Origin of the sequence: Streptomyces lydicus, assembly GCF_001729485.1 — a bacterium.
Lineage (GTDB): Bacteria > Actinomycetota > Actinomycetes > Streptomycetales > Streptomycetaceae > Streptomyces > Streptomyces lydicus_D.
Map to the genome: position 1 here is coordinate 7198415 of NZ_CP017157.1, position 19497 is coordinate 7217911.

Consider the following 19497-nt stretch of genomic DNA (forward strand, 5'->3'; position numbering starts at 1 on the left):
ATGCCCATTGGGCCGCGATACCGGCGGGTCTCCGCTCTGCAACGGCAGTTCTTCGACCGGGAAGCCGTGCTGGCCGCGTACGAGGAGGCCCTGCACGCGCTCCCCTCCTCCGGTGAACCGCAGGTCTTCAACATCGTGGGCATCGGGGGGATCGGAAAGTCCCGGTTGCTTCAGGAGCTCCGCAACCGGACCGGCCAGGGGTACCGGACGGCCCGCCTCGACCTGCAGATTCCGGCGCTGCGGCAGCAGGAGGACGCGCTGGCCGTGTTACGTACCGAGTTCGGTGCGCAGGGCGTGAAATTCGACCGGTTCGACATCGCCTATGCGGTCCTGTGGCAGCGGGTGCACCCTCAGCTCCGGATGGACCGCACGCGTACGCCGTTCGCGGAGGAGAGCGACGTCCTGTCGAAGATCCTCGACGATGCCATGGGCTTTCCGGTGTTCGGTACCGCGGCGGGACTGGTCCGGCTGACGGACCGGGCGCTGTCCAACCGGAGCCGCAAACAGCGCATCAAGTCCGACCCCACCCTGCAGGACCTCGACAATCTCTCCAACGCCGAACTCGGTTACGCGGTCTCCTACCTGCTCGCCGAGGAACTCCGCGAGGCGAGCACCGAGCAGCCCTTCGTGCTGTTCGTGGACGCCTACGAGGCGCTGGTGCCCACTCCGCTGCCCGGCGGGAAGAGCTTCGGTGCCGATGCCTGGCTGCGTGATCTGCTCGGCCAGCTGCAGGGCGGACTCGCCGTGGTGGCCAGCCGCGAGCCGCTGCACTGGGCGGCGTACGACGAGGACTGGGCCTCGGTGATCAGGCACGTGCCGGTGGAGGGCCTGCCGATGACCGCGCGGCTCGACCTGCTGTCCGCCGCGGGAATCACCGAGGGCGGCAGGCAGCGGTCGATCGCCGAAGCCAGCGCCGGCGTGCCGTTCTATCTGCATCTGGCCATCGACACCTACCTCCAGAATCCGGCCCGGCTGGAGACGACGATCACCTCCGAGCACATCGTCCAGCGGTTCCTGCAGCACGTCCCGCCGGACGAGGTGCGGATTCTGGAGCTGCTCAGCGTGGCCCGCACCTTCGACTTCGGGGCCTTCCGGGCGCTGGGCCGGGCGTTCAACCTGCCGACCCATCTGCTGACCTGGGAGTCGCTCACCGCGTATTCGTTCGCCTATCCGCTCTCCCAGGGCTGGTACCGGCTGCACCAGCTCATGGTGGCCGCGCTGCAGTCCCACCTCTCCCCCGCCGTGAAGCGTTCCGTCCACGACCGGCTGCGGGCGTACTGGGACGAGGTGGCGGACCGTCTCGAACGAAGCCCCGACGGTGGCGGGGTCTCCCGTTCGTCCCCGCTGCGCGAGGCCGTCCACCACGGTCTGCACGCCGAGACGATCACCGCGGAGCACATCCACGAGTACGCGGACCGCGGTATGGCGATGGGGGGCCGGCAAGTGGTCGACGGGATCGTGAAGGACCTGCGGGAGTACCTGGCGGCCCGCCCCGGGGCCGACAGTTCCGTCCGGGAGGCAGCCGACTGCCTGGAGGCGGAGTCGCTGCTGTCGCGCGGCGATGCCCGCGCGGTGATCGATCTGGCCCCGGAGGTGGACGGGCGGGCCGGCAGCGCGGTGTCGGCGAGGCTCTCCCTCGCGGCGGCCAACGCCCGGCGGATCGCGGGGGAAAGCGGCACGGCCGCCCGCATCTTCCAGCAGGTGTGGGAGGAGCAGACCGGTCCGGTGCGGCTCTCGGCGGGCTTCTGTCTGGCCGACATCAGGATGTGGCAAGGCGATTTCGCCGCGGCCTTCGACCTCGCCGAGGCCGTGTACGGGATGAGCGGGACGGACAAACCCGTGCTCCGCGGCGACGTCAAACGGCTGCTGCACCTCGGCCATCGGTTCCTCCTCTCCTTCGACGCGGCGGAGACGCTGCTCCACGAGGCCGAGGCGGAGTACCGGCGCGCCGAGGACCCGTACGGGCTGGCGAACATCCGGACCAACCGTGCCGAGCTGCTGGTGTTCACCGGCCCCGAGGCGGCCGTCGCGGAGGCCGGTGAAGCCCTGGCCGTCCAGCGGGAACTCGGCGCCCAGCACGAGATCGGCAAGGCGTACACGGCCATGGCGATGGCCCAGATCCGGCTCGGCGAGTTCGACCGCGCCGCCTCGTCCTTCCACGGTGCGTACGAGGCACTCGACCGGGCGGGCTACCGCTCCGGCAGGGCGAGAGCCGACATGTACCGGGCCTTCCTGCTGCTGCGGCAGGGGGACCGCGGTGAGGCGCTGGCGACCTGGCGGAGGGCAGCGGCCGAGTTCGAGGTCTGCGATGTCTATCCCTCCCTGATACTGGCCATCCACCGGGCGGTCGTACGGCTCGGCGAGGACGATCCGGGGCTGGCGGACGCCGCGCTGCGCGCCCGCAACCGCCTCCGGCCGCTGGGGGCACCGGACGCGTTGGAACGCCGGACGGACGACGTGCTGTCCCAGTTCTTCGGGGGAACCGTATGAACTGGCAGGCGCTGTACGACGCGGCTCTCCACAGCACGGACGCGGCGGCCGGTTACTACAACCGCAATGCCGCGCTGGGCACCCCCGACGGCAGGGTCAACGTCCGCATTCCGCTCGCTGCCGCCGATGTGATGGACGTGCGGGTGTGGCAGGAGGAGGACGTCCTCGCCGCCGTCCGCCCGTACGTGGACTACGCGCCGGAACTGCGCCACGTGTCCCACACACCGCGGTTCCAGGTGCAGAGCTTCATCGAAGGGGACCTCCTCGACGGCTTCTCGCCGCGGGAGAGCGCCGTGCCGGACCACGTCCTCGACGATGTGGTGGCGCTCATGGGACAGCTGTCGGCGATCCCCCAGGGCAAGGTGCCACCGCTGCCGGACGACTGGCCCGGGTCGGGGTCCTCGGCCGCCTTCGGACGGCACCTGGCGGCGCTGACCGAGCGCATTCACGCCGACCACCAGGCGGACTACGCCGAGGTGTTCGCGCATTTCGGCTTCCCGGCAGATCCGCTCACCCCGGTCAGTGAGCGATGGGCGTCCCTGACCCCCCGGCCGTTCGCGGTGCTCCACGCCGATCTGCACCGCAAGAACATGATCGTGTCCGGCGGATCGACGTGGTTCCTCGACTGGGAACTCGCCCTGTGGGGCGACCCGGTCTACGAAGTGGCCATCCACCTGCACAAGATGGACTACCCGCACGAGCAGCGGGCGGGCCTGCTGCGCCGCTGGCTGCAGGCGCTGCCACCGGAGTACACCGCCGGCTGGCGGCGCGACACGGAGACGTACCTGTGGCACGAGAGGATCAAGTCGGCGATCGTCGACACCGTCCGGTACTCCAAGCAGGTGGCCTCACCCGGGACCGATCCGGCCGCGCGCGACGTCCTGATCTCACGCCTGGCGAAGAAGGTGAATGCCGCCCGCCTGGTGTGGGGACGTGTTCCTGACGTGACTCCGGCGCGGGTCCGCTCCGGACTGCGCAAGGGGCCCACGCACCCGATCCCATGAAAGGGCGGTGACAGGCGCATGGACGCGATCGCCTTGTATCAGGAGGCGTGCGGGCGGCACGACGCACTCTCCGGCTACTACAACCGCAATGTCCGGGTGGACTCCGTGGACGGGCCCGTGATGGTCCGGATCCCCTCCGGCGGGGCGGAGTCCATGGACCTGACGATGTGGCCGGAGCACGCGGTGCTCGAAGCCATCCGCCCGTACGTCACCTCCGCGCCGCAGCTGCTCCACGTACAGACGGACCCGCAGTTCCAGATCCACGAATTCATCACGGGCACGAGCCTGGACGAGGTCTGCCCGGCCGGAACGCCCGTGCCGGCCGGGGTGCTCGACGCCATCGGGTCCCTCTTCGCCCAGCTGCTCCGCGTCCCCACCGCCAAACTGCCGGGCCCGCCCGCCGATTGGCCCGCGGACGGCGACACCGTGGGATTCGTGGCGCTGCTGCTGCGCCTCGTACGCACCATCCGCGCCGCCGGCGACGAGGCGACCGGGCGGCTCTACCGCGAACTGGGCGTCCCGGACGACCCCTGTGCGCTCCTGGAGCAGCAGGCCGGTGCGCTGCGGGCGCGGCCCTTCCGTCTGCTGCACGCGGACATCCACCGGGGGAACGTGATCACGCAGGGCTCCCGGACGGTCTTCCTCGACTGGGAACTCGCCCTCTGGGGCGACCCCGTCTACGACCTGGCGGATCACCTGCACAAGATGTCCTACCTGCCCGGAGAGCGGGAGCAGACGGTCGCCACCTGGCGGCGGGTGGCGCCGGCGGAGTGCCGGGTGGGGTGGGAGGAGGCGCTCGCCTTCTATCTGGCCTACGAGCGGATGAAATCCGCCGTGGTGGACACCGTCCGCTGGGCGCGGCGGATCGCCGCCGCACCCACACCGGCCGAGGGCCGGGTCCTCGCGAACGAACTCGCGGACAAGTTGCGGGCGGCCCGGCCCTTCTGGGAGCCGGATTCCCGCTCCGAGTGCTCCTCCGGGGACATCGAGCGGGCCGTTGCCCGCTGGTCGGGCCGGCGGGCAACGGACGGGCGGTAGCGCAGCGTCAGGACAGCAGTTCCCCGCGGCGGCTCAGGAGGAATTTCTTGAAGGCGGCCACCGGGGGTGTGTCCACGTGGCCGTCGAGCCAGGCGACGCCGATCTCGCGGACGGCGCGGGGTGCGGTGACGGTCAGTTCGACGACGCCGGGGCGGGGTACGGCGGGTGGGGGCAGCAGGGCGACGCCCAGGCCGGCGGCGACCAGGCCGCGGAGGGTCTCGGCCTCCTCCCCCTCGAAGGCGACCTTCGGGGTGAACCCCGCCTCGGTGCACAGGGCGTCGGTGATCCGGCGCAGGCCGTAGCCCGGTTCGAGGGTGACGAACAGCTCGTCGGCGGCCTCGACGAGGCGGATCCGTTTGCGGGTGGCCAGCCGGTGGTCCTCGGGTACGACCAGGCGGAGTTTCTGTTCGTCGAGCCGGCGGGCGACCAGGTCGGGGTAGTCCGGGACGGGAGAGGTCAGGCACAGGTCGAGGTCGCCGGCGCGGAGCCGTTCGATCATGGCCTCGCCGTAGTTCTGGACGAGCTGGAAGCGGACCTTGGGGTGGTCGGCGCGGAAGGTGCGCAGCAGGCCCGGTACGGTCTCCGATCCGAGCGTGTGCAGGAAGCCGAAGGCGACCTTGCCGGCCTCCGGGTCGACGTCCGCGCGGACCGCCTCGGTGGCGCGTTCGACGTCGGCCAGCGCGCGTTCCACGGAGGAGAGGAAGGCGCGGCCGGCGGGGCTGAGGGAGAGGGTCCGGCCGTGCCGGGCGAAGAGGGCGACGCCGAGGTCCTCCTCCAGCCGGACGACGGCGCGGCTCAACGTCGACTGGGGCATGCCCAGCTCCTGCGCGGCGCGGGTCACGTGCTCGTGGCGGGCGACGGCCTCGAACTGGGCCAGTCGCGGCGCCAAGGTCAGCGCCCAGGACGGTTCCGACATGTCTTTTCTGTTGCGAAGCTGCGACAGCGACGCCGGGGACCTGCGATCATGCATCACAGCATTGATTATGCAGTTTCCATGCATTGGACGCATGAAACGCGGCGCTCTACCTTCGAAGCATGCCTCCCGCTGATACCGGGGCGTCCGTCACCGACCGTGCGGCCGCCTCTCCCCAGTCGTCCACAGACTCCTCTTCCTCCGCCGCCGCGCCCGATCCCGAGGCCGGCAAGCTGCGGCCCGGCGGGCCCGGTTACCGCCGGATGAGCTTCGCCCTCTTCGCGGCCGGGGTGGCCACCTTCGCCCTGCTGTACTCGACGCAGGCACTGCTGCCGGCGATCTCCGGTGACCTCCGGGTGAGCCCGGACCAGGCCAGCTGGACGGTGTCCGCGGCGACCTTCGGGCTGGCGCTCGGAGTGATCCCGCTGAGCGCGCTCTCCGAACGGTTCGGGCGGCGCACGCTGATGACGGCGTCCCTGACGGTGGCCGCGGTGATCGCGCTGGTGGTGCCGTTCGCACCGTCCCTCGGCGTACTGATCGCGCTGCGCGCCGTCCAGGGTGTCGCGCTGGCCGGGCTGCCGGCCTCGGCGATGGCGTTCCTGGCCGAGGAGGTACGCGCCAAGGCGCTGGTCGCGGCCATCGGCCTGTTCGTGGCGGGCAACAGCATCGGCGGCATGTCCGGCCGGATCGTGACCGGTTGGGTCGCCCAGGCGTGGGGCTGGCGGGCCGCGCTCGGCGCGGTCGGTGTGCTGGCCGTGGTGTGCGCGGTGACGTTCCGGCTGCTGGTGCCCAGGGCCCGGCACTTCGCCCCGCGTGCGGTGGGCCCGCGGGCGCTGGCCCGTACGCTCGGCGGGCACCTCGCCGACCCGCTGCTGCGCCGGCTGTACGGCATCGGCGCGCTGTTCATGACGGTCTTCGGCGCGGTCTACACGGTCATCGGGTACCGCCTGGTCGCCGAGCCGTTCAACCTCCCGCAGGGCATCGTCGGTTCGATCTTCGTGATCTATCTGGTCGGTACGGTCTCCTCGGCCGCGGCCGGCAAGCTGGTGGCCCGGGTGGTTCGCCGGGGCGCCCTCTACCTGGCCGTGGGCACCACCTCGACGGGGCTGCTGCTGAGCCTGTCCGACGCGGTGGGCGCGGTGCTGGCGGGCCTCGTCCTGATCACCGCCGGCTTCTTCGCGGGCCACGCGGTCGCCTCGTCCTCGGTCAGCCGCACCGCCAAGACGGCCCGCGCCCAGGCGTCGGCGCTCTACCAGTGCGCGTACTACGTCGGCAGCAGCCTGGGCGGTGCGCTGGGCGCCGCGGCCTTCCGCGCCGTCGGCTGGGAGGGCACCGTGCTGCTCGGCCTCGCGGCGATGCTCGGCGCGGCGTCGATCACCCTGTACGCCACCCGCAAGGCGATGGCCGAACGCCGGCTGCTCCACCTGGAGAGGGCCGCGTAACACCCCCTCAGCGCGAAGGGCCCGCCCCGCCACCTGTCCTGGTGGGGCGGGCCCTTCGTCCCGTCGAGCCTCAGCCGACGGGGAAGAGCGCGGTGTCGACGGTGACGTCGAACGGTGCGGGCAGGTGCAGCGTGTCGCCGTACTTCACGGTCTCGAGCACGCGGTACAGGCCGCCGGCAGGCTCGCCGTAGAGCGTTGCGGTCGGCTTTCCGGAGTGCCACGGGTCCAGCAGAAGGTAGAGGGGGACACCGGCGTCGGCGTAGCCGTGCAGCTTCTCCACTCGGTCATGGTTCGCATTCGACCGGGAGGTGATCTCGACAATGAGTTGGGCCGCGTCGGCCGTCTGGCGTTCACCGGGGCGAGGCAGCAGCTTCTTGGGAATCACGGCCAGGTCCGGAATGTACAGGCCCTTCTGTCGGGGAACGGTGAGCCCTTGGGTCTGGTAGATCCCCCAGTCCCGAGGGATGACGGTGTACAACAGACGCTGAAGCTCGTCAGCGGTGTCGTTGTGGTCGCTTTCCGGCGGTGGTGCCACGGTGACGATCCCCTCGATGATCTCCACCTTGCAGCCCTCCGGAGCGTCGGTCCGCTCCCAAGTGGAGAGCGCCTCGTACCAGCCTGGTTCATCGGCGTGGCGGGGGCGCTCGGCGATCACTGCTGCCATGGTGTGCTCCTCTATCGGTACGTCACCGATCCCAGCATGCCGAACGGGACCGGCGGCGGTCCACCGGTCCCGTTCACCCGTACGAGGAAACCGCAGGTCAGCCGATACGTTCCAGCACCACGGGGCTCGCCACGAAGGTGGCGTCCGCGGGGCCGACGAGGACGCCGCCGTCGAGGGCCTGGAGGGCGTAGGGGAGCTTCTCGGGGGTGTCGGTGTGCAGGGTGAGCAGGGGCTGGCCGGCGGTGACGCGGTCGCCGGGCTTGGCGTGGAGTTCGATGCCGGCGGCGGCCTGGACCGGGTCCTCCTTGCGGGCGCGGCCGGCGCCCAGGCGCCAGGCAGCTAGGCCGACGGCGTAGGCGTCGAGGGTGGTGAGGGTGCCGGTGGCGGAGGCGGTGACGGTGTGCTGCTCGCGGGCGACGGGGAGGGCCGCGTCGGGGTCGCCGCCCTGGGCGGTGATCATGCGGCGCCAGTGGTCCATGGCGGAGCCGTCGGCCAGCGCCTTGGCCGGGTCGGCGTCCTTGAGACCGGCCGCGTCGAGCATCTCGCGGGCCAGCGCGAGGGTGAGGTCGATGACGTCCTGGGGGCCGCCGCCGGCCAGCACCTCGACGGATTCCCGTACTTCGAGGGCGTTGCCCGCGGTCCGGCCGAGCGGGGTGGCCATGTCGGTGAGCAGGGCGACCGTGCGGACGCCGTGGTCGGTGCCCAACCCGACCATGGTGGAGGCGAGTTCGCGGGCGTCGTCGAGGTGCTTCATGAAGGCGCCGGAGCCGACCTTGACGTCCAGGACGAGGGAGCCGGTGCCCTCGGCGATCTTCTTGGACATGATCGAGGAGGCGATGAGCGGGATGGACTCGACGGTGGCGGTCACGTCGCGCAGGGCGTAGAGCTTCTTGTCGGCGGGGGCGAGGCCGTCGCCGGCGGCGCAGATGACGGAGCCGACGTCGCGCAGCACGTCCAGCATCTCGTCGTTGCTGAGCCGGGCGCGCCAGCCGGGGATGGACTCCAGCTTGTCGAGGGTGCCGCCGGTGTGGCCGAGGCCGCGGCCGGAGAGCTGGGGAACGGCGGCGCCGCAGGCGGCGACCAGCGGGGCGAGCGGCAGGGTGATCTTGTCGCCGACGCCGCCGGTGGAGTGCTTGTCGGCGGTGGGGCGGGGCAGGGAGGAGAAGTCCATGCGCTCACCGGAGGCGATCATGGCCGCGGTCCAGCGGGCGATCTCCTTGCGGTTCATGCCGTTGAGGAAGATGGCCATCGCCAGGGACGACATCTGCTCGTGGGCGACCTCGCCGCGGGTGTAGGCGTCGATGACCCAGTCGATCTGATCGGGGGTCAGTTCGCCGCGGTCGCGCTTGGTACGGATGACGGAGATGGCGTCCATGGACGGTTCCTTTCGAACGGGTAGGTCCGTTCTACACGCATAGACGCCGGGGTGGCCAGGGCGGGCCGGCGGAGGGTCGGCCGGGGCCCGTAGGGGGCGGGCGAACACCTCACGTAGGGGACGCGAACGCCCCTTGCAGGCCACAACGTGGGGGGAGGCGGGGGCATTCCGGGGAGCGGGCGGCGGGTGGGGGTTTCCGGGGCCGGTGGCGGGTGGGTGTTGCAGGGGCCATTGGGTGGTGGAGGTGCCAAAGGGGCCGTTGGGGGGGTGGGGACATTCCCCGGGGCCGGCGGCGGGTGGGGGTTCAGGGCGCACGGCGGGGCGTTTGTTGCGGAAGCCACGACGGCGGGCGCGCCCAAGAGGCCGGCGGCAGGGGGCGCTTGGCGGAGGTCACTGGCAGCAGGCGCGTTCCGGGTCAGCGGCAGGCGCACTCCAGAGACGGCGGCTCCAGGCGCGCGGGAGACCGTCGCCGGCGGGCGCGTTCCGGCGGCCACCGGCGCCAGGCACCTCCCGGAGTCCACCGAAGCGGGCGCGCTCCAGAGGCCGAAGGCAGCGAGGACATGCCCGAAGCCACCGCCGGCAGCACGCTCCGGGCCCCACCGACGGCGGGCACTGTCCGAGGCAGCGACAGGCGCGCCCCAGAGGCCACCGGTCGCAGGCGCCTTCCGAAGGCCACCGAACCGGCAGAGGCGTTCCGGAGGCCGGTGCCGACAGACGGTCCCAGGGCCACCGCCCACAGACGGCCCCGGGGCCACCGCCGACAGACGGTCCCGGGGCCGGCGGCGGGTGGGTGGGTGGCGGGGCCGGCCGCGGGTGGGTGGCGGGGGGCCATGCCCTAAGGGGGCGATGGCACCCCTAGGGCCGTACGGCAAGGGCGCCGCGAGGCGAGGCCGTCAGTCCGCCGTCAGCCCGTCAGATGGCCCGGGCCGAAGGCGTCCGGTAGCAGGTCGGAGAGCGGGCGGATGCCGGCCTGGGTGTCGACCAGGAGGTCCGGGCCGCCGTGCTCGTGAAGCAGTTGGCGGCAGCGGCCGCACGGGACGAGCAGTTCGCCGGCGCCGTCGACGCAGGTGAAGGCCGTCAGGCGGCCGCCGCCGCCGGCGAACAGGGCGGAGACCAGGCCGCATTCGGCGCACAGGCCGAGGCCGTACGAGGCGTTCTCGACGTTGCAGCCGGTGACCGTGCGGCCGTCGTCCACGAGGGCGGCGGCCCCGACGGGGTAGCCGGAGTACGGGGCGTAGGCCCGGGACATCGCGTCCCGGGCCTGCGCGCGCAGCGACTCCCAGTCGGGAGCTTCGGTCACTTGCCCTGGCCTCTCCGGTAGATCTTGCCGATCGCCTTCGGCGCCCGCAGTCGCTGCGCGGCCAGCGAGAGCACCAGCAGCGTGGCGATGTACGGGGCGACGCCGACGATCTCCAGCGGAACCGTATCCGTGGTGGTGTACCAGACGGTGAGCAACACGGCGGCGGCCAGGCTGATCACGGCCTGGGTGCGCTGCCCGGCGCGCACCTTCCACACCGCGAGGCCGATCAGCAGTACGGCGAGCAGGAGCAGCAGCGCGTGGACGGTGGGGCCGCCGCCGCGCAGTTGGAGCGCGTCCATGAAGCCGAACAGGCCGGCGCCCATGGCGACGCCGCCCGGCCGCCAGTTGCCGAAGATCATGGTGGCGAGGCCGATGTAGCCGCGGCCGCCGGTCTGGCCGTCCTGGTAGATGTGGACGTAGATCGCCAGGAACGCGCCGCCGAGGCCGGCCAGCGCGCCGGAGGCGACCACCGCGGCGTACTTGTAGCGGTAGACGTTGACGCCGAGCGATTCGGCCGCGATGGGGCCCTCGCCGCAGGAGCGCAGCCGCAGGCCGAACGAGGAGCGCCACAGGACGAAGAAGGTGAGCACGAAGACGACGGCGGTCGCCAGGGTCAGCCAGGAGACGTTGGTGACCAGGGAGCCGAGGATGCCGGCCACGTCGGAGACCAGGAACCAGTGGTGCTGCTCGACGGAGTAGAGCCAGTCGGACAGGCCGGGGACGGTGAACGTCGGCATGTCGGGCATCGGTGGCGACTGCTTGTCGTTGCCGCCGGCGGCCGCCGCCGCGCTGCCGTCCGCGCCGAACCACAGCTTGGCGAGGAACTGGGTCAGGCCGAGCGCCATGATGTTGATCGCGACGCCGGAGATGATGTGGTCGACGCCGAAGGTGACGGTGACGACGGCGTGCAGCAGTCCGCCGAGCGCGCCGCCGAGGATGCCGGCCGCCGCCGCGGCCCAGGGGCCGTGCTGCCAGCCGACCGCGCCCGCGGCGAAGGCGCCGAGCATCATCATGCCTTCGAGGCCGATGTTGATGACGCCGGACCGCTCGGCCCACAGACCGCCGAGGCCGGCCAGGCCGATCGGCACGGCGGCGTTGAGCGCGGCGGTGTACTGGCCGGATTCGGTCAGGTTGGTGGCGCCGGTGATCACCCGCAGCAGGGACAGCAGGATCAGGCCGCCCGCGATGATCAGCAGGACCTTGGGGTAGCTGAGCTTGGCCCGGGCGGTCCTGGTCCTGGACGTGGACTTGGACGTGGTCTTGTCGCCGGGGCTCCGGTCGGCCGGAGCCGTGAGGTTCGTGTTCACGCGGACGCCTCCGCCTTCTCGGTCTTGCGGGCCCGGTCGGCGAGCTCCGCGCCGACCTGCCGCTGCTGGAGTCTGAGGCCGTAGCGCCGTACGAGTTCGTAGGCGACGACGACGCACAGCACGATGACGCCCTGCATCACGCCGACGATCTCCTGCTGGTAGTCCTCGAATTCCAGCTGGGTGCCGGTGCGCTCGAGGAAGCCCCACAGCAGCGCGGCGGCGGCCATCCCGAGCGGGTGGTTGCGGCCCAGCAGCGCGATGGCGATGCCGGTGAAGCCGATGCCTATGGGGAAGTCGGTGCCGTAGTTGTACGAGGACCCGAGCAGCGTCGGCATACCGATCAGGCCCGCCGCGGCGCCGGACAGCAGCATGGAGGTGACGATCATCCGCTTGACGCTGACGCCGCCCGCCTCGGCCGCGGACTCGGACTGGCCGACCGTGCGGAGGTCGAAGCCGAAGCGGGTGCGGTTGAGCACGAACCAGTACACGAAGCCGACGATCACGGCGATGACGAGGAAGCCGTCGAGGGGAGCGGGCTGGGTGGGGAGGGTGAAGAAGTGGCTGGAGGCCGGGAGGTTCGGCGTGTGGAAGAGGTTGCCGTCCTTGACCGCGAGCCGGCCGTCCTGGAGGAAGTAGCCGATGACCGCGGCCGCGATGGCGTTCAGCATGATCGTGGTGATCACCTCGCTGACGCCGCGGGTGGTCTTCAGCAGACCCGCGATGCCCGCCCAGACCGAGCCGACCAGCATCGCGACGATGATGATGATCGGGATCTGGAGGAAGCCGGGGAGCGTCAGCGCACCGCCGACCACCGCGGCGAAGAACGCCGCGATGCGGTACTGGCCGTCGACGCCGATGTTGAAGAGGTTCATCCGGAAGCCGATGGCGACGGCCAGCGCGGACAGGTAGTAGGGGACCGCCTTGTTGATGATCCAGACCTGGCTGTCGCTCTTGGAGCCGAAGTCGGCCATCACCAGGTAGGCGTGGATCGGGTCCTTGCCGGTGGCCAGGATGATCACCGAGGTGATGGCCAGCGCCGCGACGATCGCCAGGACGGGGGCGGCGATGCCCAGGATCAGCTTGTTCTTGTCGAGCTTCTTCACTCGGACTCCCCCTCCTGGGACGAGCGCGGCTCCTGCTCCGCGGCGGAGTCGTTGCCGGAATGCGTGAGATGGCCGCTGGCGGCGCCGGTCATGGCCGAGCCCAGCTCCTCGGGGGTGATGGTGGCGGGGTCCGCGTCCGCGACGAGCCGGCCGCGGTACATCACCCGCAGGCAGTCGGACAGGCCGATCAGCTCGTCCAGGTCGGCGGAGATCAGCAGTACGGCGAGACCTTCGTGGCGGGCGGCACGGATCTGGTCCCAGATCTGTGCCTGGGCGCCGACGTCCACGCCCCGGGTGGGGTGCGCGGCGATCAGCAGCTTGGGGTGGTGGCTCATCTCGCGGCCGAAGATCAGCTTCTGCTGGTTGCCGCCGGAGAGCGAGGCCGCGGTGACCTCGATGCCGGGGGTGCGGACGTCGTACTCGGCGACGATCCGCTCGGTGTCCGCGCGGGCGGCCTTCAGGTCGAGCAGCCGGCCCTTGGCGTTGGGCTTCTGGGTGACGTGGCCCAGGATGCGGTTCTCCCACAGGGGGGCCTCCAGCAGCAGGCCGTGCCGGTGGCGGTCCTCGGGGATGTAGCCGATGCCGTCCTCGCGCCGGGCGCGGGTGGGCAGGTGGCTGATGTCGGTGCCGTCCAGCGTGACGGTGCCGCCGTCGGGGGCGCGCATCCCCATGATCGCCTCGACCAGTTCGGCCTGGCCGTTGCCCTCCACCCCCGCGATGCCCAGGACCTCGCCCTTGTGGATGGTCAGCGACACGTCCTCCAGGACGGCACGCTCCACCCCCTCCGCGTCGGCGGTGGTCAGCCGCAGCCCTTCGACCTTCAGCATCTCCACGTCCGTGACGGTGGACTCGCGGGTCTGCGGCGAGGGCAGTTCGCTGCCGACCATCAGCTCGGCGAGCTGCTTGGGCGTGGTCTCGCCGGGCGCGACGGAGGCCACGGTGGTGCCGCGCCGGATGACGGTGATGTCGTCGGCGACCGAGAGCACCTCGCCCAGCTTGTGGGAGATGAAGATGACGGTCAGGCCCTCGGCCTTGAGTTCGCGCAGGTTGTCGAAGAGCGCGTCGACCTCCTGCGGGACCAGGACCGCGGTCGGCTCGTCGAGGATGAGCGTGCGGGCGCCGCGGTAGAGGACCTTGAGGATCTCCACGCGCTGGCGGTCGGCGACGCCGAGGTCCTCGACGAGGAGGTCGGGGCGGACGCCGAGGCCGTAGCGGTCGGAGATCTTGAGGATCTCGGCGCGGGCCTTGGCGCCGATGCCGTGCAGCTTCTCGCCGCCGAGAACGACGTTCTCCAGGACGGTGAGGTTGTCGGCGAGCATGAAGTGCTGGTGCACCATGCCGATGCCGCGGGCGATGGCGTCGGCCGGGCTGTGGAAGCTGACCTGGTCGCCGTCGATGCTGATGGTGCCCTCGTCCGGCTTCTGCATGCCGTAGAGGATCTTCATCAGCGTGGACTTGCCCGCGCCGTTCTCGCCGACCAGCGCGTGCACGGTGCCGCGGCGGATGGTGATGTCGATGTCGTGGTTGGCGACGACTCCCGGGAACCGCTTGGTGATCCCGCGGAGTTCCACCGCCGGTGCTGCGGCGGGGGCGCTGTCTGCCTGGGGGCTGCTGGACGCTTTGATGGCGCACTCTCCTCGGGGGACAGGGAGTGGTACGAAGGAGCGAAGAGGTGAAGATATCGCGCCAACTCCGCGCTACGCGCGTAGTGTTGACGCCGAAAAAAGCCGAAAACCTGCCGGGTCTCTCCGGCGGACGGACCCGGCGCGGCGGCTTGGTCGCCGCCGCGCCGGACCGAGGAGGACCTGCTACTTGGCGGGGGTGTCGCTGACCTTCACCTGGCCCGACGCGATCTTCTTCTTGGCCGCGTCGATCTTGGCCTGGATGTCCTTGATGAAGCCGCCCGACGTGGACAGCCGCACGCCGTCGTCCTTGAGCGTGTAGCTCTTGTTGCCGGTCAGCGGCTTCTTGTCGTGCACGCTCTTGACCAGGTCGTACACCGCCACGTCGACGTTCTTCATGACCGACGTGAGGATCGAGTTCTTGTACTGCGCCAGGCCCGGCTGGAGGTACTGGTCGGAGTCGACGCCGATCGCCCAGGTGCCCTTCTTGCCGGCGACCGTCTCGATCGAGCCGTTGCCGGACTGGCCGGCCGCGGTGTAGATCACGTCGATACCGGCGTCGAGCATGCCCTTGGCCTTGCCCTTCGCGGCGGCCGGGTCGTTGAAGCCCTTGTCGTCGTTGGCGTAGAGGTACTCGGAGGTGACCTTCGCCTTGGCGTCGGTGTCCTTGACGCCCTGCTCGAAGCCGGCCTGGAACTTCTGGATCAGCGCGTTGTTCACACCGCCGATGAAGCCGACCTTGTGGGTCTTGCTCTTCAGCGCGGCGGCGACACCGGCGAGGTAGGAAGCCTCGTTCTCGGCGAAGACCATGCCGTAGACGTTCTTGGCCTGGGAGGCGGAGTCGACGACGCCGAAGGTGGTCTTCGGGAACTGCTTGGCGACCTTGTTGACGGACTTGCCGTAGTTGAAGCCGACGCCGATGACGGGGTTGAAGCCCGCCTCGGCCAGCGAGGACAGCCGCTGCTCGCGGTCCGCCTCGGTCTCGCCGTTCTTGGCGGTCATCATCTTGGACTTCACGCCGAGGTCCTTCTCGGCCTTGTCCGCGCCACGAGCCGCCGCCTCGTTGAACGAGTGGTCGTCCCGGCCGCCGACGTCGAAGGCGAGGCCGAGGCCCTTGTCCTTGCCGCCGGACTCGGTGGACGACGCGCCGCAGGCGCTCAGCGAGAGCGTGAGGGCCGCGGTGGCTATGCCCGCGGCAGCGATCTTGGTTACCCGGTGCACGAGGGCCCCTTCGACTCGTAGCGCCTCCGTTGGCGCTGGCTTGTCGGAGATTAACGCGCGTAGACCTGGCGGAAAACCCTCCACTGTGTGGACGTTATCGATTCGAGGCGTACGGCATCCCGGCGAGCCGGGAGCGACCGAAATAGGTGGCACGTACCGGCAACTTGCCGGAACGGCCGGTATGCAAGGAGTCACCGCGATTCGAGCGGCTATATCAAGCCGTTCTTGAACGCCACGCCGGCACGACGAATCGGCGCGGCCCGGCCCGGGACGCGACCGGGAGATCCTTCAGGCTTTCGCGGTGGTGCACCTCGTGCGGTGGCCGTCGCGCGACGCGACGGCCACCGCGCCGCGGGGCATCAGCCGGACAGGTCCCCGTCGAGGAGTGCGGCGGCGGTGAAGAGTTCCACGCCGACCTTGATCGCCTGCTCGTCGACGTCGAAGTCGCCGCGGTGCAGGTCGCGGCGGACCGGGTCGGCGGGCGGGTGGACGCCGAGGCGGGCCATGGCGCCGGGGACGTGTTCCAGGTACCAGGAGAAGTCCTCGCCGCCGAGGGACTGTTCGGTGCTCTCGACGGCGCCCTCGCCGCGGCGGGCGGCCATCGCGGAGTGCAGGAGCTGGACCGAGCCCGCCTCGTTGACCACCGGGGGCACCCCGCGGACGTAGTTGATCTGCGACTTGGCGCCGTGCAGGGTGGCGATCTCGTCGATCGCGGCGTGCACCAGGTCGGGGGCCTGGCGCCAGGCGGCGATGTCGAGGCAGCGGACGGTGCCGGACAGTTCGGCGTGCTGCGGGATGACGTTGCAGGCGTGGCCGGTCTCCAGCCGGCCCCAGGTGACGGCGAGGCCGGCCCGCGCGTCGACCCTGCGGGACAGCAGCGCCGGGACGTCCAGGGCGACCCGGGCCGCGGCGGTGACCATGTCGGTGGTCAGGTGCGGGCGGGCGGTGTGGCCGCCGGCCCCGTCGAGGCCGACCTCCAGCCGGTCGCAGGCGGAGGTGATCGCCCCGGTGCGCAGCCCGATCCGGCCGGCGTCGACGCGCGGGTCGCAGTGCACCGCGAGGATCCGGCCGACGCCCTCCAGGGCGCCCGACTCGATCGCGTCGGCGGCGCCGCCGGGCAGGACCTCCTCGGCGGGCTGGAAGAGCAGCCGCACCGGGCCCGGCAGGGCGCCGGCGCGGGCCAGCTCGGCGAGGACCAGGCCGGCGCCGAGGACGACGGTGGTGTGCACGTCGTGGCCGCAGGCGTGGGCGCGGCCGGGGACCTGGGAGCGGTAGGGGACGGTCTTGGTGTCCGGGATGGGCAGGCCGTCGATGTCCGCGCGCAGCGCCAGCAGCGGGCGGGTGGGGTCGAGGGCGACGCCCCGGCCGCCGGTCGCCGCGTCGTCCGTACCGATGTCGCACACCAGGCCCGTGCCGGTGGACAGTACGCGGGGGTGCAGACCCGCCTGCTCCAGCCGTTCCTTGAGCGCTGCGGTGGTCCGGAACTCCTGGTTGCCCAGCTCGGGGTGCATGTGCAAGTCACGCCGGAAGAGGCTGAGTTCGGCGCGCAGCGCCTCCGGGAGCGTGCCGGGGAGCTGGTCCCCGGCGGGGGTGCGAGCGGCGCCGGTATCGCGGGACATCAGTTGGTTCACCTGTTGAAGGTTACGGCCACCGAAGGGGCAACTGTCCCTCGATCAACAAAAGTTCAGCCCGTTAGGGGAAGAAAATCTAGGCCGCTCGGCGCATGGACGGTTTATGGGAGGGGTATGAAGTAGAGCTTTGCGCAGAGGTCAACCGGCCGCCATCCGCTGGGTGAACGGCAGTCGTTGCACGTCACGGGCGGTCCCGGTGACCCCGTCGAGGAAGCCCTGGGCGCGCGGGGAGGCATGGGCCGTCAGCCACTGCGGATCGATGTCACAGACCGCGACCCTCACCCCTGTACCCAGCAGTGCGAGCGGCAGGGTGTGCACGACGGTGGAGGGGAAGCTGACGATCAGCCGGCCGATCGGGCCGCGCCGGGCGATCAGTTCGAGCGGCAGGTCGGGCCGGACGATCTCCAGGCCGGTCTCCGCGGCCAGCCGGTGCAGCTTCTCGGTGCTCTCCCGGCGGTGCGCGAAGTAGCGGGTGGCGCCGTGCGTACGGGCCAGGGTGAGGACCGCGTCCCGATAGCGGTCGGCGTCCACGACGCCGGTCTCGACCAGCGAGGTGCCGACGATGTCGGCGGCGCCCATCACGCGGGGCGGACCGAAGCGGGTCCGGGTCCAGGCGAAGTCGTTGGTGGTGACCCGCACGCCCGGCGGGGCGTCGACGGGCATCGAGCTGAACAGCCCGACGGTGCGCCGGCCGCCCTCGGGCGCGGGGGTGAGCCGGCGGCGGGCGGTGGCCGAGAACGGCGCGAAGACCAGGTCCCGGGCGCCGCGCCCGCTGCCGTGCCGGTGCCAGCGCACCAGCCGTTCGCCGCGGGCGAGTTGGGAGATGAACTCCATGGTGGCGGTGCCGTCGTCGACCACGACCAGGTCGCGCGCCCGGGTGAGGGTCAGCAGCAGCTGGACGTAGCGGGAGAACGGGTCGCCGATGACGATCCGGCGGGCCCGGCGCAGCAGCGGGGTGAGGCCGCCGACGGTGCGCATCGGGGCGGTCGGGCCGCCGCGGGCCTCCTCCCAGCGCACCGTGTGGCCCTCGTCGCGGGCGAGTTCCGCCATCCGGCGCAGCTGGCCGCGGGTCATCGGGTCGTGCGGGGAGAGCACGACCACGGTGAGCGAGGTGGGTGCCGGCCCGCCGCGCCCGGCGGACCCGGGGCCGTGGCCCAGGTCCGCCGAGTGCGCCCATTCCAGGACGTTCAGCAGCTGCACCGGGCTCTCGACGAAGGCGAGGGTGCCGGTGCCCGGGGCGGCGGCACCGGACTGCCCGCCGGCGGGGGCGGTGCGGTGGCGCTGCCGCGGCACCCCCAGGAGACGGCGGGCGGGAGTACCCGCCGTCTCCTGGGGCGGGACCCCGGCGCCGGGCGGGACGGGCCCGGCGCGGGTCCCCTCGGGTGAGCTCACCTTGGCTCCCGTCGGCTCGTGGGCCGGTCTCAGACGGTGGCCGGCTCGGCGCCCGCGGCCTCGGCCTCGGCGACCACACCGGCGACCCGGCGCAGCTTCTTCATCGGGCCGAGCTCGGACTCGTAGACCTTCTTGACGCCGTCACCGAGGGACTCCTCGATGGTGCGGATGTCGCGGACCAGGCGGGACAGGCCGCCGGGCTCGACGGACGCGGCCTGGTCGGAGCCCCACATGGCGCGGTCGAGGGTGATGTGGCGCTCGACGAAGGTGGCGCCGAGGGCGACCGCGGCGAGGGTGGTCTGCAGGCCGGTCTCGTGGCCGCTGTAGCCGATCGGGACGTTCGGGTACTCGTCCTGCAGGGTGTTGATCATGCGCAGGTTGAGCTCCTCGGCCTTGGCCGGGTACGTGCTGGTGGCGTGGCAGAGCAGGATGTTCTCGCTGCCCAGGACCTCGACCGCGTGGCGGATCTGCTTCGGGGTCGACATGCCCGTGGAGAGGATGACGGTGCGGCCGGTGGCGCGCATGGCGCGCAGCAGGTCGTCGTCGGTGAGCGAGGCGGAGGCGACCTTGTAGCAGGGCACGTCGAACTTCTCCAGGAAGGCGACGGACTCGACGTCCCAGGGGGAGGCGAACCAGGCGATGCCGCGCTTCTTGCAGTACTCGTCGATGGCGCGGTAGCCGTCCTCGTCGAACTCCACGCGGTGGCGGTAGTCGATGTAGGTCATCCGGCCCCAGGGGGTGTCGCGCTCGATGTCCCACTGGTCGCGCGGGGTGCAGATCTCCGGGGTCCGCTTCTGGAACTTCACCGCGTCGCAGCCGGCGTCGGCGGCGGCGTCGATCAGCGCGAAGGCGTTCTCCAGGTCACCGTTGTGGTTGATGCCGATCTCACCGGTGACGTAGACGGGGCGGCCGGGGCCGGCCTGACGGTCGCCGAGGGTGCGGAGGCGGGAGTTGCTGCTCATGGGGAGGATTCCTTCGTGTCGATCAGGGGGTGT

At 71.4% G+C, this 19497-nt stretch carries 15 protein-coding genes; 4 read left to right on the forward strand and 11 right to left on the reverse strand.

The window, feature by feature from the left end; genetic code table 11:
* From SL103_RS31205 to SL103_RS31215, 3 genes are read left to right on the forward strand one after another with little or no spacing between them, the layout of a single operon-like run.
* On the forward strand, positions 1-2490 hold the full coding sequence (locus SL103_RS31205) for an AAA family ATPase (protein ID WP_069572304.1): 2490 nt from the start codon (positions 1-3) through the stop codon (positions 2488-2490).
* Entirely contained in the window at positions 2487-3494 is a 1008-nt protein-coding gene (locus SL103_RS31210) for an aminoglycoside phosphotransferase family protein (RefSeq protein WP_069572305.1), read from the forward strand. The genes SL103_RS31205 and SL103_RS31210 overlap by 4 nt, the downstream gene beginning before the upstream one ends.
* A gap of 18 nt (positions 3495-3512) precedes the next feature.
* On the forward strand, positions 3513-4532 hold the full coding sequence (locus tag SL103_RS31215; protein ID WP_069572306.1) for an aminoglycoside phosphotransferase family protein: 1020 nt from the start codon (positions 3513-3515) through the stop codon (positions 4530-4532).
* Between the two features lie 7 nt (positions 4533-4539).
* On the opposite strand, the gene SL103_RS31220 is transcribed toward SL103_RS31215, so the two are convergent.
* Positions 4540-5448, reverse strand: coding sequence for a LysR family transcriptional regulator (locus SL103_RS31220; RefSeq protein ID WP_069572307.1), 909 nt, complete (start codon positions 5446-5448; stop codon positions 4540-4542).
* Positions 5449-5567: 119 nt separating this feature from the next.
* Between SL103_RS31220 and SL103_RS31225 the strand changes: the two genes are divergently transcribed.
* Positions 5568-6887 (forward strand): MFS transporter, encoded by a 1320-nt coding sequence (locus SL103_RS31225; protein ID WP_069572308.1) that lies wholly within the window; start codon positions 5568-5570, stop codon positions 6885-6887.
* A 70-nt stretch (positions 6888-6957) separates the two neighbouring features.
* Here SL103_RS31225 and SL103_RS31230 read toward each other — a convergent pair whose 3' ends face one another.
* From SL103_RS31230 to SL103_RS31275, 10 genes are all read right to left on the reverse strand, one after another.
* Entirely contained in the window at positions 6958-7551 is a 594-nt protein-coding gene (locus SL103_RS31230; RefSeq protein ID WP_069572309.1) for a Uma2 family endonuclease, read from the reverse strand.
* 97 nt (positions 7552-7648) lie between these two features.
* On the reverse strand, positions 7649-8926 hold the full coding sequence (locus tag SL103_RS31235; RefSeq protein ID WP_069572310.1) for a thymidine phosphorylase: 1278 nt from the start codon (positions 8924-8926) through the stop codon (positions 7649-7651).
* Between the two features lie 904 nt (positions 8927-9830).
* The gene (locus SL103_RS31240) at positions 9831-10226 is read right to left on the reverse strand and encodes a cytidine deaminase (RefSeq protein ID WP_069572311.1); all 396 of its coding nucleotides are present in this window, start codon (positions 10224-10226) and stop codon (positions 9831-9833) included.
* Positions 10223-11533, reverse strand: coding sequence for an ABC transporter permease (locus SL103_RS31245; protein ID WP_069572312.1), 1311 nt, complete (start codon positions 11531-11533; stop codon positions 10223-10225). Before SL103_RS31245 ends, SL103_RS31240 begins: the two co-directional genes overlap by 4 nt.
* Positions 11530-12636 (reverse strand): ABC transporter permease, encoded by a 1107-nt coding sequence (locus tag SL103_RS31250; RefSeq protein ID WP_069572313.1) that lies wholly within the window; start codon positions 12634-12636, stop codon positions 11530-11532. The genes SL103_RS31245 and SL103_RS31250 overlap by 4 nt, the downstream gene beginning before the upstream one ends.
* Complete coding sequence (locus SL103_RS31255; protein ID WP_244304236.1) at positions 12633-14261, reverse strand: ABC transporter ATP-binding protein; 1629 nt, start codon at positions 14259-14261, stop codon at positions 12633-12635. Before SL103_RS31255 ends, SL103_RS31250 begins: the two co-directional genes overlap by 4 nt.
* 183 nt (positions 14262-14444) lie before the next feature.
* Positions 14445-15479, reverse strand: a complete 1035-nt coding sequence (locus tag SL103_RS31260) for a BMP family lipoprotein (protein WP_069572315.1) — start codon at positions 15477-15479, stop codon at positions 14445-14447.
* Positions 15480-15838: 359 nt separating this feature from the next.
* The gene (locus SL103_RS31265; RefSeq protein ID WP_069572316.1) at positions 15839-17098 is read right to left on the reverse strand and encodes an amidohydrolase; all 1260 of its coding nucleotides are present in this window, start codon (positions 17096-17098) and stop codon (positions 15839-15841) included.
* 150 nt (positions 17099-17248) lie between these two features.
* Positions 17249-18502: a hypothetical protein gene (locus SL103_RS31270; RefSeq protein ID WP_432215372.1), complete on the reverse strand. Its 1254-nt coding sequence runs from the start codon at positions 18500-18502 to the stop codon at positions 17249-17251.
* A gap of 29 nt (positions 18503-18531) precedes the next feature.
* The gene (locus SL103_RS31275; RefSeq protein WP_069572318.1) at positions 18532-19464 is read right to left on the reverse strand and encodes an N-acetylneuraminate synthase family protein; all 933 of its coding nucleotides are present in this window, start codon (positions 19462-19464) and stop codon (positions 18532-18534) included.
* Between the last annotated feature and the right edge of the window lie 33 nt (positions 19465-19497).